The organism is Lentzea sp. DG1S-22, from assembly GCF_036321065.1.
Lineage (GTDB): Bacteria > Actinomycetota > Actinomycetes > Mycobacteriales > Pseudonocardiaceae > Lentzea > Lentzea jiangxiensis.
In genome coordinates this window covers 1600379-1615419 of record NZ_CP143276.1, presented here as the reverse complement: position 1 = coordinate 1615419, position 15041 = coordinate 1600379, and the positions used below count along the sequence as shown (strand labels likewise).

The window sequence follows — 15041 nt, the reverse complement described above, 5'->3', positions numbered from 1 at the left end:
TGGTTCACCCAAAACTATCTGATAACCTGATGCGCTGGCTTTACTCGCTATGCTCGACCATTCTGACGAGCAGACGCCAAAGCGGAGCAAGTGCGGTACTCGCACTGCCATGAAATCTTCGCAAACGTCCGCGATATCAACCTGGTTAAGGACGACACGGCCGCCAGTGGGCAGCTACCAACGACACCGTGGTCTGCACGCTGGGCCTGTGCGCGATCCCGGACCACGGGACCGCCGTGGGCGAGATGGTCCGCGTGCTGCGGCCCGGCGGATCGCTGATCCTGCTCGACCACGTGGCCGCCACCTCGCGGTTCGTCCGGGGCGTGCAGTGGCTGCTCGAGCGGATCACCGTCCCGATGGCCGGAGAGCACTTCCTGCGCCGGCCGTTGCACCTCGTGCAGGCCCACGGCCTCGTCGTCGAGCAACGGCAGCGGTTCAAGCTGGGCGTGGTGGAACGGCTGGTCGCGCGCAAGCCGGTCAGCAGCAGTGGTGGCCCCGCCACGCCTCGCGGCCTTCCCTGACCGCCACGGCCGCGATCACCAGCGCCGCGACCGGATCCGCCCACCACCAGCCGAACACGCTGTTGACCACGAGGCCGACGAGCAGCACCGCCGACAGGTAGGTGCACAGCAGCGTCTGCTTCGAGTCCGCCACCGCGCTGGCCGACCCGAGCTCCCGCCCCGCCTTGCGCTGGGCGTGGGACAGGCCCGGCATCACCAGCAGTGACACCGACGCGAGCACGATGCCGACCGTGGAGTGCTCCGGGCGTTCCGCCTGAAGCAACGCCAGCGCGGACTCGACCACCACGTACGCCGCCAAGGCGAAGAACGACACCGCGATCACCTTGAGCGCGGTGCGTTCACGCCGCTCGGGGTCGCGTCCGGCGAACTGCCACGCCACGGCGGCCGCGGACGCGACCTCGATCACCGAGTCGAGCCCGAACCCGATCAACGCGGTCGAGTTCGCGGCGGTGCCCGCCGCGAGCGCGATGACCGCCTCGACGACGTTGTAGGTGATCGTCGCCGCGACGAGCACCCGGATCCTGCGCCGCAACGCGGTCCGGCGACCGGTCCGGACGGGCGGGCAGCAGGTGTCACCCATCGACGCACTCCGGCTGCGGCTCGACCGCGAGGACGACGTCGACGAGCTCGCCGATCGCGCGCTTCAGGTGCGGGTCAGCGAGCTCGTAGCGCACTTGGCGCCCCTGGTAGGCGGCCACGACCAGGCCGCAGCCGCGCAGGCACGCCAGGTGGTTGGACACGTTCGACCTGGTCAGTCCGAGCTGTTCGGCGAGCCGGGCCGGGTAGCCGGGACCGTCGAGCAGGGCGATCAGGATGCGGCAGCGCGTCGGGTCGGCCAGCGCCCGCCCGAGCCGGGCGAGCGCTGCTTCTCGCGTCTCACAGGTCAGCACACGGCGAACTGTACAGCGATAGCTGAACAGTTCAGCGTGTACGGTCCGTCGCGCAGCCGACCAGGAGTGTCACCAGGACGGCTGCGAGCACGTGGTCACCGCTGAGCGCGCACATGCACGCCAGTGTGAACCAGATCACAAGCCTCATGAAGCGAGGTTAGGGACCGTACGACGGACTTCGCATCTCATTTGGGCAAGTCTTGAGGTCCGCTTAGGCAAAAGTGGAGGCATGACGATCCGGGAGTTCTGGGACCGGCACGCCGCGGCGTTCGACGACGAGCCGGACCACGGGCTGCGGGACCCGCGGGTGCGCGACGCCTGGGCCCGGCTGCTCCTGCCGCTGATCCCCCCGTCCTCCCGCGTCGCGGACCTCGGGTGCGGCACCGGGAGCCTGTCCGTCCTGCTCGCCGAAGCCGGCCACGAGGTGCACGGCCTCGACCTGTCCGAGCGGATGCTGGACGTGGCGAGGGCCAAGGCGTCGAGCGCGGGTGTCACGATCGGCTTCGTCGCGGGCGACGCGGCACACCCACCGCACGCTCGGGGATCGTTCGGCGTCGTGCTCGCGCGGCACGTGCTGTGGGCGTTGCCGGATCCGGCCGCGGCACTGGCCGGGTGGGTGGCCCTGCTCGAGCCGGGCGGCGTTCTCGTGCTGGTCGAGGGACGGTGGTCGACCGGCGCCGGGCTGACCGCCGCCGAGGCCCGCGAACTGGTCGCCGGGGTGCGCGACGAGGCCGTGGTCACCCCGCTGACCGCTGAGGACCTGTGGGGCAGGCCGATCACGGACGAGCGCTACCTGCTCGTCAGTGATCGGTAGACGGGGCCGACGAGCGGCGCCCTCACGCCGGCAAGTCCGGTGTCGGCGGCCCGCGCGTGCAGTAGGCCGAATTGCTCCGGAAAGTTCTTGCAACGCTTTGCGGGGTGTGCGCCGGGGTGCTACCACGATCAGTGAACCCCCCTGCATCAAGGAGACAACGTGGTTTCCTCGGCTTCGCGCACCCTCCTGGCGGTGCTGCTGATCGTCGGACTGTCCACACCGGTGCAAAGTCTTGCGGCGCCACCGGGCGCCAAGGACGTCACCGCCACCCTGTTCCAATGGCCGTTCGCCCGCGTGGCGTCGGAGTGCACCAACGTTCTCGGTCCCAAGGGCTACGGCTACGTGGAGGTCTCGCCCGCCACCGAGCACGTCCAGGGTCCGCAGTGGTGGACCACCTACCAGCCCGTCAGCTACCGGATCGCCGGGCGCCTCGGTGACGAGACCGCCTTCCGGAACATGGTCACGGCCTGCCACAACGCGGGCGTCAAGGTCATCGCCGACGCGGTGATCAACCACATGAGCGCGGGCTCCGGCACCGGAACGGGCGGTACGGGCTACTCGAAGTACACCTACCCCGGCTACTACAGCGACTGGGACTTCCACTCCTGCCGGTCGCCCATCACCAACTACCAGGACCGCTACAACGTCCAGAACTGCGAGCTCGTCGGCCTGTCCGACCTGGACACCGGCAGCGAGTACGTGCGCGGCGCCATCGCCGGGTACCTCAACCGGTTGATCGGCATGGGCGTCGACGGCTTCCGCATCGACGCCGCCAAGCACATGCCGGCGGGCGACCTCGCCGCGATCAAGGGCAAGCTCAGCAACCCCGGCGTCTTCTGGGTCCACGAGGTCATCTACGGCGCGGGCGAGGCGGTGCAGCCCGGCGAGTACACCGGCTCCGGTGACGTCGACGAGTTCCGCTACGCCTACGACGTGAAGCGGATCTTCACCAACGAGAACCTCGCGTACCTGCGGACGTTCGGGCAGTCGTGGGGCTTCCTGCCCAGCGGCCAGGCACGGCCGTTCGTGGACAACTGGGACACCGAGCGCAACGGTTCCACGCTGACCTACAAGGACGGTTCCACCTACACGCTGGCGAACGTGTTCATGCTGGCGTGGAACTACGGCGCACCGCAGGTGTACTCGGGCTACGAGTTCAGCGACAAGGACGCCGGTCCGCCCGGCGGCTCCGTCTGCTACAGCGGCTGGAAGTGCCAGCACGCCTGGACGCAGATCGCGAACATGGTCGCGTTCCGCAACACCGTCGCGGGCACCGACGTGAACAACTGGCAGGACAACGGGTACGACCTGATCGCGTTCGGCCGCGGCAGCAAGGGTTTCGTCGCGATCAACCGCGAGACGTTCTCCGTGACCCGCACGTTCCAGACGGCCCTCCCGGCGGGGACGTACTGCAACGTCCAGGAGAACGGCTGCGTCCGCGTGACCGTCGACTCCTCCGGCCGGTTCACCACCACGCTCGGCGCCGGAACCGCGCTCGCGTTGCACGTCAACGCACGCGGCTGACCACCACCTGAAAACCCGGCTGTCCACCACTTCGCGTGGCGGGCAGCCGGGCGTTCCATCAGGCCGTGTGCAGCCTCAGGCCGTACACGTTGAGGATCTCGTTGATCGGCTGGAACCACGTGCGGCCACCGCTGGAGCAGTTGCCGTAGCCGCCGGACGTGACGCCCTGGGCCTGGTCACCGGTGATGAACGAGCCACCGGAGTCGCCACCCTCGGCGCAGACGCTCGTGCCCGCCATCTGGTGCACGTCGCCCTGGGCGTAGCGGATCGTCTCGTTGCGGCTCTGGATCACGCCGCAGTGCCAGCGCGTCGTCGAGCCGGAGCGGCACACGGACGTGCCGATCGGCGCCTCCCACGAACCGCGCACCAGCGCGTCGCTCACGGTGCCCCAGCCGAGCACGACCGGAACGGTCCACCAGCCGCCGCCGATGCGCACCCACGCGTAGTCGTTGCCGGGGAAGGAGGATCCGGCGAAGTTGCCCTGGTAGGAGCGGTCCCAGCCGTAGACGGCCTGGCCGTTGCCACCGCAGTGGCCCGCGGTGACGTAGCCGCCGTGCACCGAGAAGCCGATGGAGCAGCGGACGTTGCCGGTGTAGTACGGGTCGCCGCCGACCGTGCCGGCCGCGAACGGCTGGGGCTGCTGCACGCCCTCGGTGCGCACGGTGATCGCGCCGAACTGGCGGGCCTTGTCCAGGAAGGACGCGACCTCGGCGGTCTGCTTGCCCGCCTCCACGTTCACGACGACGGTGCCGGTGCGCGGGTCCGGGTGCCAGCTCGCGACCGCCGAGGGCACGGCCCCCGTCGCGGACAGCGCGTCGAGGCGGTTCTTGTGCGCCGCCATCGAGTTCGCCGACCGGCTGACGACGACCGAGTCCGCACCGGCGGCCTCGACCTTGCGGGCGGCGGCCCTGTCGGTGACGGCCACGACGAGGCGGCTCGTCTTCTCGTCGAACCAGCTGCCGGCCAGTGCGGCGCCGGCCTCGCCCTCGGCGCGCGAGGCGATGACCGACGCGCGCTGCTCCTTCTCCAGGCGCAGCCGCGCCTGGGCCTCGGTCAGCCCGAACGCCGAGCTCATCGCGGTGAGCAGGCCGGGGGACATCTCCTTCTCCGCCGCCTGGGCCGGAGCGGTGAACGTGGAGCCGACCAGCACGAGGGCCAGCGCGGGCACGATTCCGGGCAGGGTGAATCGCATGCTCTTCTCCTTGTCCGTGCAGGGATCGCTTCTCGCCCCGTTGCGGGAAGCGGCGAACATGAGAGCGCTCTCACCGTGGCGCAACCGAACCCGCGCGGTCAACACCTCGTCCTGGAACTTGTCCTGCCCGATTCGTGCCCGAACGGGTCGAACCGGGCACTACTCCATCACGACGACCTGCCGGACGGCGTCGCCGGACGCGAGCTTCGCGAACCCGTCGTTGATCTCGTGCAGCCCCAGCCGCCCGGAGAGCAGGCCGTCGACGGGCAGCCGTCCGGCGCGGTACAGGTCGACGAACCGGGGCACGTCCCGGCGCGGCACGCAGGAGCCGAGGTAGCTGCCCTTGAGGGTGCGCTCCTCGGCGACGAGGTTGAGCGCCGGCAGGCTGACGGTGCGGTCGGGGTGCGGCAGCCCGACGGTGACCGTCGTGCCGCCGACGGCCGTGGCGGCGTAGGCCTGTTCGAGCACGGCCGCGACACCGGTCGTGTCGATCACCTTGTCCGCTCCGCCGCCGGTCAGGTCCCGCACGTGGGTGACGGCGTCCGGGCCACCCGCCGCCTCGTGGGTGGCTCCGAGCGTGAGGGCGAGCTTGCGCTTGTGCTCGACGACGTCCACCGCGACGACCTGCGTGGCACCCGCCGTGACGGCCGCGAGGACCGCCGCCAGGCCGACGCCGCCGAGCCCGAACACGGCGACCCTGTCCCCCGGTTTCACGTCGGCGCTGTAGAACGCCGCCCCGGCCCCCGTCAGGACCGCGCAGCCGAACAGCGCGGCGATGTCGAGCGGCAGGTCCGTCGGCACGAGCGTGGCCGACCTGTCGGAGATCACGGTGTGCTCGGCGAACCCGGACACGCCGAGGTGGTGGTTCGGGCGCGTCCCGTCCGGAAGGGTCCACCGCCGGCCGCCGCCGAGCAGCGTTCCGTCCCGGTTGGCGACGGCTCCGGGCTCGCACAACGCCTGTCGGCCGGAGGCGCAGCGGCGGCACGCCCCGCACGCGGGCACGAACGACAGCACCACGTGGTCGCCCGGCGCGAACTCGGCGCCGGGACCCGCCTCGACGACCTCGCCCGCCGCCTCGTGGCCGAGCACCATCGGCAACGGCCGGATCCGCGAGCCGTCGATCACCGACAGGTCGGAGTGGCACAGACCCGTGGCGCGCACGCGCACCAGCAGTTCACCCGGGCCGGGCGGGTCGAGCTCCAGGTCGACGACCTCCAGGGGCCCGCCGATACCCGTCAGCACCGCGCCGCGCGTCTTCACGCCACCACCAGACCTTCCATCGCCGTGCGCAGCCGATCGGGGATCTCCACCGGCTTGCGGGTCGCCCTGTCCACGAACACGTGCACGAAGTGGCCCTCCGCCACGACGTCCTCGCGGCCCTCGAAGAAGAAACCGACCTCGTAGCGCACGCTGGACCGGCCGAGGTGACCGACTCGCAGACCCGCGTCGAGCGCCTCCGGGAACGACACCGAGGCGCGGTAGTTGCAGTGCGACTCCACGCACAGGCCGATCTGCCGCCCCGCCTGGATGTCCAGCCCGGCACCGATCAGCCACGTGTTGATCACGGTGTCCATGAAGGCGTAGTGGACGACGTTGTTCACGTGGCCGTAAACGTCGTTGTCCGCCCACCGGGTGGGAATCCGCTGCCAGTGCCGGTAGTTCTCTCGCACACACCCTCCATCGTCAGTCGAGCCTCCTGGTGAGCTCGACCCTCGACCGCACGCCGAGCCGCGCGAAGATGTTGCGCAGGTGGTGCTCGACGGTGCGGTGGCTCAGGAACAGCCGCGCGGCGATCTCGCGGTTCGTGGCACCCTCGGCGACCAGCCGGGCGATCTGCGCCTGCTGCGGCGTCAGGCCGGGGTGGTCCTTCGGTTCGCTCGTGGAGTCCCCGGCGGCGCGCAGCTCGGCGCGGGCGCGCTCGACCCAGTGATCGGCCTGGTAGGACTGGAAGATGCGCACGGCGTCGCGCAGGTGTTCGCGCGCCGCCTTGGGCTTGCGGCCCCTGCGCAGCCGGTTGCCGTACAGCAGCTCGGTCTTGGCGAGCTCCATCGCGGTGCCGCTGGCGCGGTGCAGCCTGATCGCTTCCTCGAAGTGCTCGTCGGCCGTCCCGGCTTCCAGCAGCCCGCGGCAGCGGTGCGAGAGCGCGAGCCGGGCCGTGCTGCCGGTGACACCCGCCCACCTCTCGAACGGCTGCAGCGCCCTGTCCCCCGCGGACTGCCTGCCGCACGCCACCGCGGCCTCGACGACGTGCGGCGCGGCCATGACCTTGATGCCCGCGTGGCCGGGGTGCAGCCGGAGCCGGTCCAGCGCGTCGGCGGGCCGGTCGCGGGCGAGGTCGACGCACGCGAACGCCCAGGCGCCGAACGTGCCGGGCCTGGCGAGACCCCGTTGCGTGATGTGTTCGCCGGCGGTGTCCAAGCGGTGCAGCGCCGTGTCCGCGTCACCCCGCAACGCCGCGAGCAGCGCGAGGATCGTCAGGTGGTCGACGACGGCGTTGTGCTGCCCTATGGCCGTCGCCGCGTGCACGCCCTCGGTCGCCGCGGTGAGCGCCGCCGCGTGCTGGTCCAGCAGCAACGCCGACAACGCCCGGTACACCAGCGCCCACGGCACCATGGCCGTGAACCCGCTCTCGCGTGCCGCCGTCACCGCGCTGGTCGCCATCTCGTTCGACCTCGTGGCGTCTCCCAGCACGTAGGCGGCCTGGCTGGCCCAGATCCGCGCCTGCGGCCCCGGCACCTGGTCGGCCAGCTCGATCACGCTGCGCAGCGGGGGCAACGCCTCGTCGTGGCGGCCGTCGAAGGTCGCGGACATGCCGACGAGGTGGTCCAGCGTCAGTCTCGTGGCCGGGGGTTCGTCGCCGCGCCGGATGTCCCGCGCGAAGTCCGCGATGGCCGTGTACCGGCGGTGGTCCCCGGCGATGCTGGCCGCCTCGCCCGCGAACCCCAGCGCCGCCACGGCGAGCAGCCGCCGCGAGCTCACCAGTGCCCTCGCGGCGCGGACCAGCCGGTCGGCGGCGACGTCCGGGAGGCTCTCGCCGAGGTCGATGCCGCCGACGACGAGGTCCATCAACGCCCGCAGCTCCGGGGTGTGGGTGAGCCGGACCGCGGTGCGCAGGACGGCGCGCGAGCGGTGCGGCGCGCCGTGCGCCCAGTGGTCGGCGGCGGCCTTGAGCAGGTTGTGCGCCTTCTCCTCGGGGTCGGCGGTGAGCCGTGCCGCGCGGTCGTGGTCACGGGCGGCGGTCGCGAAGTCGCCGCACCGCCGTGCGTGCTCGGCGTGCGCGGTGAGGGCGTGCGCGAGTTGCGTGTCCTGGTTGGTGACGGCCTGGTGCCACGTGCGCCGCGGCCCCGGCGGCAGGGTCTCCGCCAGCTCGGCGTGCGCCGCGCGTTGCAACCGCAGCGGCACGTCCGCCCGCAGCGCCGTCCTGACCAGGCGGCGCCGGTCGAACAGCGGTCCGGCCTCGAGCACCGCGTCGAGGTCGAGCGTCGCGGCGTCGACCTCCTCGTCCACGGCGACCAGCGCGACGACGTGCTGGGCCTCGGCGGACAGCGCGTCGAACCGCGACCGCCACCGCAGCCGCAGCGAGCTGTTCTCCGGCAGCACGGCCGGCGCCGGTTCGATGCCTCCGAGCTGCGCGGACGTGAGCGAACCCGCCAGCTCGACCAGTGCCAGGAGGTTGCCTCCCGCCAGGTCGGCGAGGTCCGCGGCCAGCGTGCCGGGCAGGCCGGGCACCAGGTCGTGCAGGACGCGCAGGCTCGTCTCGGTGTCCAGCGGGTCGAGCGTGACGCTCGGCAACCCCCGTGGCGCGCCCTCGGTCGCGATGAGCAGCGCGGCCCTCGTACCTACTACGTCCTGAGCGAGCTGCATGAGGTCGTCATCGATTTCGTCGACGTCCACGCACAGCATCGCGTCGTAGGTGCTCTTCACCGCGTTGAGCAACGTCGTTTTGCCTGAACCGGCCTCTCCGCGCAGCACAAGCACTCCACCACGACCAACGCGCGCACGTTCCACCAACGCGTCGATTGCGACGCGTTGCCGCTCTCGACCACGCAGCACCGACCCAGTCTTACGGCGGCAACGGCTCCACCGGAAGGGGTAAGGGCCAAATTCACCTACCACCGTTAGTTTTGCCACTGAAGTTTTTTGCCGACACCGGTGGTTGCACCGATGCGCTCAGCCGGTCGGCGGTTGCAGGGTCGAGGTCGTTCCTCCTCTGTTCCCCCTGCCGAATGAGGTGTACATCGCCGTGCAACTCCGCACCTTGATCCCGATCGCACTGTCCCTGGTGCTCGTCACCGGCACCACCGCCCAGGCCGCCGACAACCCGTACGAGCGCGGCCCGGCTCCCACCAACGCGAGCATCGAGGCGACGCGCGGCTCCTTCGCCGTGTCGGAGACCTCGGTGTCATCGCTGGTCAGCGGCTTCGGCGGCGGCACCATCTACTACCCGACCAGCACCGCCGCCGGCACGTTCGGCGCGGTGGTCATCTCCCCCGGCTACACCGGCACCCAGTCGAGCATCTCCTGGCTGGGCCCGCGCATCGCCTCCCAGGGGTTCGTCGTCTTCACCATCGACACGAACTCGATCTACGACCAGCCCGACAGCCGGGCCTCCCAGCTCCTGGCGGCGCTCGACTACCTCACCCAGCAGAGCTCCGTCCGCAGCCGCATCGACGCCACGCGCCTCGGCGTGATGGGCCACTCGATGGGCGGCGGCGGCACCCTGCGGGCGGCGAGCCAGCGCCCGGCCCTCCAGGCGGCGATCCCGCTGACCGGCTGGCACACCCAGAAGAGCTGGTCGACCGTGCGAGTCCCGACTCTCGTCATCGGCGCCGAGGACGACAGCATCGCCCCGGTCTCCTCGCACTCCGAACCCTTCTACACCTCACTGCCGTCCACCCTGGACAAGGCGTACCTGGAGCTCAACAACGCCTCGCACTTCGCCCCGAACTCGTCCAACACCACGATCGCGAAGTACAGCATCTCGTGGCTCAAGCGGTTCATCGACAACGACACCCGGTACGAGCAGTTCCTGTGCCCGGCGCCGGGACGGAGCACGCTGATCGAGGAGTACCGGGACACGTGCCCGCACTCCTGATCCCGTGAGCACGGGTCGCGGCGTTGACCGAGCGCGGGGCGCCGCGACCCGACTTCCGCATCGCACTTCAAGTGCGTTCGGCGATGCGCAACTCCGCGAGAGAGGCGCGCAGCTCACGCGCACGTGAGGTGCAGACGTCGTCGGTGCCGGCCAGTTCCTCGAGAACGCCGAGCGCCGACGACGTCAGCGCGTGCGCCGCCTGTCCTCGCTGCCGGTGTAGTGGCATCCACAGCGACCACGGCTCCATCATGGAGGTCCTCCTGCCGCGGAATCGCCTTGCCGCGACGCGCGGTTACGCGGCGAGATGCCCGTCCGGCCGCACGAGGCCTGCCGGGGTCTCCACGTGGCCGCCGCCGCGCAGTCGCGAGAAGAGCGTGTCGCCGCCGGGCAGCACCTGGTCGGGGACGCGGCGGCCGGTCGAGTATGCGACGTCGAGACCCGACAACCGCTCGGCGAGCACCAGGGACATGTCCGGAGCGGACGCGATCAGCTCGCTCACCACGGCGCGCAACGCCTGGCCCTCCGGCGTGTAGCCGGTCATCAGAGCGGTCTGCGCCCTGGTGTGCCGCAGGAGGTCGGCGCCGACCGGGTGGCGTTCGTCGTGGTAGGTGTCCAGCAGCGCGTCGTCCGCCCGGCCGGTGACGACGGCCGCGAGTTTCCAGCCGAGGTTGTGGGCGTCCTGGATGCCGACGTTCATGCCGACACCGCCGGTCGGGAAGTGCATGTGCGCGGCGTCTCCGGCCAGCAGGACGGTGCCGGCGCGGTAGGTGGCGGCCTGCCGGGTCGCGTTGCCGAAGCGCGACAGCCACCTCGGGTCGCGCAGGCCGAAGTCGGTGCCCGCGATCCGGGTCACGGTGGCGCGCAGCTCGTCGAGCGTGAGGTCGCCGGGCCACTCGGCGCGGTTCGTCACCGGGTCTGCTCCGACGATGCGGTGCAGGCCGCCGGGCAGCGCCACGACCATCAGACCGCCGTCGACGCCGGTCACGCCGGCGAAGCCGCGCTCGGGCGGGGCGTCGAGCACCACGTCGCCGAGCCAGCCCCACGTCGTGGCGTCGGTGCCGGGGAAGTCGATGCCTGCGGCCGCGCGCACGGTGCTGCGCGTCCCGTCGCACCCGACCACGTACCGCGCGGCGACGACCGAACCGTCGGACAGCCGCACGCCGTCCCCGGTCAGGCCCACCACCTCGCGGCCCCGCCTCAGCACGGCGCCCATCCGCAGAGCGCGGTCCTCGAGCAGTTCCTCGGTGCGGGCCTGCGGCAACGCGAGGGTGAACGGGAACGGCGTGTCCAGCGCCGAGAAGTCCATGCGGTCCGGAAGGCCGCCGAAGTGCCCGTTCGGGATCCGGATGCCCTCGGCGAGGAACGGTTCCGCGACACCGCGGCAGTCGAAGACCTCGATGGTGCGCGGGTGGATCGTGAGCGCCTTGGAGTTCGAGTCGCGCTCCTCGCGGGCCTCCAGGACCGTGACCGACGCACCGCCCAGCCGCAACTCCCCCGCCAGCCACAACCCGGTCGGACCGGCACCCACCACGACGACGTCCTGCATCGAACCCACTCCCTTGGTCACTGACCAATGCCATTGGGTCGAGTAGACTAGGTCAGTGACCAAGAGTCAAGCGGACGTCGTGCGGGCCGCACTGGAGATCCTCGACGAACGCGGCGCCGAGGCGGTGTCGATGCGGGCCATCGCGCAGAAGCTCGACGTGCGGATGAACACCGTGCTCTGGCACGTGAAGACCAAGGCACGGCTGGAAGAGCTGATGGCCGACGCGATCGTCGCCGCCGTCTCGCTCGACGGCCTGCCGGACCACTGGCGCGACCGGGCGGCCGAGATCGCGCGCCGCTACCGGCGGGCCCTGCTCGCGCACCGCGACGGCGCGGCGGTCGTGGCGGGCACCTACGCGGCCGAACCGTCCACCTTGGACACGGCCGAGGCTCTCGTCGCCGCACTGCTGGAGGGCGGGCTGTCCGCGCGTGACGCCGCGTGGACCTGTTGGAGCGTCATCTACTTCGTCCTCGGGCTCGCTCAGGAGGAGCAGGCGCTGCCGGCCGGGCAGGGCGACCTCGCGGTGGGCGAACGGCCCGCGCTGCGACGGGTTCTGCCGTTCCTCGCCGAGCAGTCGTTCGACGAGCGCTTCGAGTTCGGCGTCGCCAAGCTCCTGAGCTGATCACACCTCGGCCGCGGTACTCCTCACCACGTGCGCGCCCTGCGCAGCACCGGCGACACCCAGGCCGCCGCGACCCCCAGCAGCAGCACGGCGAGGCAGACACCGAGTCCGGCGCGCGGGTCACCGGTCGCGACCGACACCCCGCCCGCGACCGCCGCGCCGAGGGGTTGCCCGAGTCCCCAGGCGACCATCCTGGCGGTGGTGTTGACGCGCGACTGCAGTCCCTCCGGGCACACCTGCTGCCGGTAGGTGATGCCGTTGATCACCACGACCGCACCGGTGACACCCCAGTGCACCGCCGCCGCGCAGGTCAGCAGCCAGTGTCCGCTGACGAGCACCAGCACGCCGCCGAGCAGGGAGAGCGGCAACGCGGTCAGCGCGACCCGTGCGTTGCCCCAGCGCGCCGTGACCCGCGGCAGCAGCCGGGAGGCGATGATCGCGCCGAGGCCCCAGCAGCTGAACAGGGCGGCGAGCCGCGCGTCCCCTTCCGGCGCGACGCCGAGGACCCGGTCCGCGAACGGCACCAGCGACGCCGTCCACGCGCCGCTCGCCACCGAGTGCGTGGCGCCGACGAGGGTCAGGACCCGGATGACCGGCTCGTGCCACAGGAACCGCAGGCCCTCGCGGACGTCCACGGCGATCTGACCCGCGCCCCGGACCGGACGTGGCGTCGCCATGCTGCTCGTGATCGCGCGCAACAACAACGCCGAGCCCACCGCCGTCAGCGCGTTCACCGCGAGCAACGCGGCCGGGGCGACGACCGCGATCAGCAGTCCCGTCAGGCCCGGCACCACGAGCTCGACGACCGTCGTGCGCCCGAAGAGCTTCGAGTAGGCGGCGGTGACCCTCTCCTTGCCCACCAGTGCGGGCAACGCGCCGAAGTTCGCGGCGTCGAAGAACACGAACGCGGTCTGCGTCGCGAACGCCACCACGACGACGTGGGGTGCCGTCAGCCCTCCTGCCAGCCACGCCAGCGGCACGCTCAGCAGCACGGCGGCGACCGCGAAGTCCATCGCGACCATCATCGCCCGCCGGTCGAGCCGGTCCGCGAGCGCGCCCGCCGGCAGCCCGAACACCAGGTACGGCAACGCCTCCGCCGCGGTGACGGCCGCCGTCCAGCCCGCGGACCCGGTCACCTGGTAGACGAGCACGGGAAGCGCGACCGCCGAAACCACGGCGCCGAGCACGGACAGCACCCGTGCCGACAGGTACCGGCCGAAGTCGCGTTCGGACGCTTCCACCGTGTTCGTCTCCCCCATGACGACAGCCCAGGTCGCCTTCTCAGTCGCGGTACCGGCCGGCGAGCGCGGCAGCCCGCTCGTGCAGCTTCACGCGCAACCACCGCGGTTCCAACGCTTCCGCGCCCGCCGAGAGCTGCCACAGCGCCCATTCGGCGTGCCGGGAGTCCTGGAACGAGACCTCCACGCACGACCAGCCGTCCGGCTCCGCTTCCTCGGCGAGAACGGCCACCGCGGTCGCCACCAGCTCGTCGCGCCGCGCGGGGTGGACCCGCAGCCGCACGACGACCATGTCACCACCGGTCCGGAACCCGGTGCCGCGGTCCTGCCACGCCCGGCCCAGGTCCACCCGCTCCGGGCGCTGCGCGGGCTCGTCCAGCTCCTCCGCCGCGGTGATCCGGGAGAGCCGGTAGGTGCGGTCCTCACCGGACCTCGTGGCCAGCAGGTACCCCTGCTCCCGCACGGTGACCAGGCCGATCGGGTCGACCGTCCGCCAGTCCGGTTCCCGCTCCCCCGCCGCGTAGAGGATGCGCAGCTTGTGCCCCGCGAACACCGCACGCCTGACTTCGGTCGCCACGGCGTCGGGCAGCTCCTCCGCGGACGTCCGGCGCGAGAGCAGATCGGTCTCCGGGTCGACGAGCAGCCGTTCGGCCGCACCGGCCGCGGTCCGCCGGTAGCTCTCCGGCAGCGCGTCGACGACCTTGAGCACGGCCGACGCGAGCGCCGACCCGAGCCCGAACACCTGCGCGCCCCGCCTCGACCCGGCGACCAGCAGGGCGAGCGCCTCGTCGTGGTTCAGCCCGGTGAGCTCGGTCCGAAAACCCGGCAGGAGCGCGAAACCGCCGTGCCGTCCGCGTTCGGCGTAGACCGGGACACCCGCCGCTGACAGCGCCTCGATGTCGCGCAACACCGTCCGCGTGGACACCTCGAGCTCACGGGCGAGTGCCGTGGCGGAGAGCTGACCGTGCCGGCGCAGCAACAGCACCAGGGACACCAGCCGGTCGGCGCGCATGCGAAAACCCTACGGGAATACGTGACACAGGATGTCGTGTATTGGGCGCGAGGCTGACGGCACCTGTTGAACGAGATCGAACGGAGCTGTCGTGGCAGTGGAACGAACGCCGGTCAACCCGTGGACGTGGTCGGCGGACCTGGGCTACCACCAGGGCGAGGTGGTCACCGGCCAGACCCGGACGCTGTACTGCGCCGGTCAGACGTCGATGAACGCCGACGGCAAGCCGGAACACGCGGGCGACATGGGGGCGCAGCTGGCGCTGAGCCTCGACAACCTGGAGGCCGTGCTGGCGCAGGCGGGCATGGCGCTCGCGAACCTGGTGCGGCTCAACGTCTTCACCACCGACGTCGACCTGCTGTTCCGGCACTACGGCGTGCTGGCGGCGCGGCTCGGTGCGGCGCGGGTGGCACCGCCGACCACGATGCTCGGCGTGACGCGGCTGGCGCTGCCGGACCTGATGGTCGAACTGGAGGGAACCGCGGTCGCCTGACGCCCGAGGTGGCCGCGGTCGCCGGGCGTCTGGCGGGCATTCACGTGGTGCGGCGGACACCACGTCGCCGCTGACGCGAGAACGAACGGGGTGT

The 15041-nt window shown here is 71.6% G+C and carries 16 protein-coding genes; 6 read left to right on the top strand and 10 right to left on the bottom strand.

Translation table 11 applies throughout. The annotated features are described in order from the left end of the window. Positions 1–188: 188 nt before the first annotated feature. A complete protein-coding gene (locus V1227_RS06950) occupies positions 189–521 on the top strand; it encodes a hypothetical protein (RefSeq protein ID WP_329791656.1) in 333 nt (110 codons plus the stop codon). On the opposite strand, the gene V1227_RS06945 is transcribed toward V1227_RS06950, so the two are convergent. Next, the gene (locus V1227_RS06945; RefSeq protein ID WP_329791655.1) at positions 478–1101 is read right to left on the bottom strand and encodes a cation transporter; all 624 of its coding nucleotides are present in this window, start codon (positions 1099–1101) and stop codon (positions 478–480) included. The two genes, V1227_RS06950 and V1227_RS06945, sit on opposite strands and share 44 nt — an antisense overlap. Further along, complete coding sequence (cmtR, locus tag V1227_RS06940) at positions 1094–1411, bottom strand: Cd(II)/Pb(II)-sensing metalloregulatory transcriptional regulator CmtR (RefSeq protein WP_329791654.1); 318 nt, start codon at positions 1409–1411, stop codon at positions 1094–1096. The genes V1227_RS06945 and cmtR overlap by 8 nt, the downstream gene beginning before the upstream one ends. A 229-nt stretch (positions 1412–1640) precedes the next feature. On the opposite strand from cmtR, the gene V1227_RS06935 reads away from it, so the two are divergent. Both V1227_RS06935 and V1227_RS06930 read left to right on the top strand, forming a co-directional pair. Further along, positions 1641–2225: a class I SAM-dependent methyltransferase gene (locus tag V1227_RS06935; protein WP_329791653.1), complete on the top strand. Its 585-nt coding sequence runs from the start codon at positions 1641–1643 to the stop codon at positions 2223–2225. 159 nt (positions 2226–2384) lie between these two features. Then, positions 2385–3749, top strand: coding sequence for an alpha-amylase (locus tag V1227_RS06930; protein ID WP_329791652.1), 1365 nt, complete (start codon positions 2385–2387; stop codon positions 3747–3749). A gap of 58 nt (positions 3750–3807) precedes the next feature. On the opposite strand, the gene V1227_RS06925 is transcribed toward V1227_RS06930, so the two are convergent. The 4 genes from V1227_RS06925 to V1227_RS06910 all read right to left on the bottom strand — a co-directional run bounded on the left by V1227_RS06925 (position 3808) and on the right by V1227_RS06910 (position 8913). Beyond that, entirely contained in the window at positions 3808–4941 is a 1134-nt protein-coding gene (locus V1227_RS06925; RefSeq protein ID WP_329791651.1) for a S1 family peptidase, read from the bottom strand. Positions 4942–5100: 159 nt separating this feature from the next. Beyond that, positions 5101–6201: a zinc-binding dehydrogenase gene (locus V1227_RS06920; RefSeq protein WP_329791650.1), complete on the bottom strand. Its 1101-nt coding sequence runs from the start codon at positions 6199–6201 to the stop codon at positions 5101–5103. Continuing rightward, the gene (locus V1227_RS06915) at positions 6198–6611 is read right to left on the bottom strand and encodes an acyl-CoA thioesterase (RefSeq protein ID WP_329791649.1); all 414 of its coding nucleotides are present in this window, start codon (positions 6609–6611) and stop codon (positions 6198–6200) included. Before V1227_RS06915 ends, V1227_RS06920 begins: the two co-directional genes overlap by 4 nt. Positions 6612–6624: 13 nt before the next feature. Further along, on the bottom strand, positions 6625–8913 hold the full coding sequence (locus V1227_RS06910; protein WP_442916467.1) for a LuxR C-terminal-related transcriptional regulator: 2289 nt from the start codon (positions 8911–8913) through the stop codon (positions 6625–6627). Positions 8914–9184: 271 nt separating this feature from the next. On the opposite strand from V1227_RS06910, the gene bdeA reads away from it, so the two are divergent. Further along, a complete protein-coding gene (bdeA, locus tag V1227_RS06905; RefSeq protein ID WP_329791647.1) occupies positions 9185–10036 on the top strand; it encodes a bis(hydroxyethyl) terephthalate hydrolase in 852 nt (283 codons plus the stop codon). Between the two features lie 67 nt (positions 10037–10103). Here bdeA and V1227_RS06900 read toward each other — a convergent pair whose 3' ends face one another. Next, positions 10104–10286, bottom strand: coding sequence for a hypothetical protein (locus V1227_RS06900; protein WP_329791646.1), 183 nt, complete (start codon positions 10284–10286; stop codon positions 10104–10106). Between the two features lie 42 nt (positions 10287–10328). After that, positions 10329–11603: an FAD-dependent monooxygenase gene (locus V1227_RS06895; RefSeq protein WP_329791645.1), complete on the bottom strand. Its 1275-nt coding sequence runs from the start codon at positions 11601–11603 to the stop codon at positions 10329–10331. Between the two features lie 34 nt (positions 11604–11637). Here V1227_RS06895 and V1227_RS06890 point away from each other — a divergent pair, with 34 nt between their 5' ends. After that, positions 11638–12204 (top strand): TetR/AcrR family transcriptional regulator C-terminal domain-containing protein, encoded by a 567-nt coding sequence (locus V1227_RS06890; protein ID WP_329791644.1) that lies wholly within the window; start codon positions 11638–11640, stop codon positions 12202–12204. Between the two features lie 23 nt (positions 12205–12227). On the opposite strand, the gene V1227_RS06885 is transcribed toward V1227_RS06890, so the two are convergent. Together V1227_RS06885 and V1227_RS06880 are read right to left on the bottom strand one after the other, a co-directional pair. Next, the gene (locus V1227_RS06885; protein ID WP_329791643.1) at positions 12228–13463 is read right to left on the bottom strand and encodes an MFS transporter; all 1236 of its coding nucleotides are present in this window, start codon (positions 13461–13463) and stop codon (positions 12228–12230) included. A 22-nt stretch (positions 13464–13485) separates the two neighbouring features. Beyond that, on the bottom strand, positions 13486–14454 hold the full coding sequence (locus V1227_RS06880) for a helix-turn-helix transcriptional regulator (protein WP_329791642.1): 969 nt from the start codon (positions 14452–14454) through the stop codon (positions 13486–13488). 97 nt (positions 14455–14551) lie between these two features. On the opposite strand from V1227_RS06880, the gene V1227_RS06875 reads away from it, so the two are divergent. Further along, entirely contained in the window at positions 14552–14947 is a 396-nt protein-coding gene (locus tag V1227_RS06875; protein ID WP_329793968.1) for a RidA family protein, read from the top strand. Positions 14948–15041: the final 94 nt, after the last annotated feature.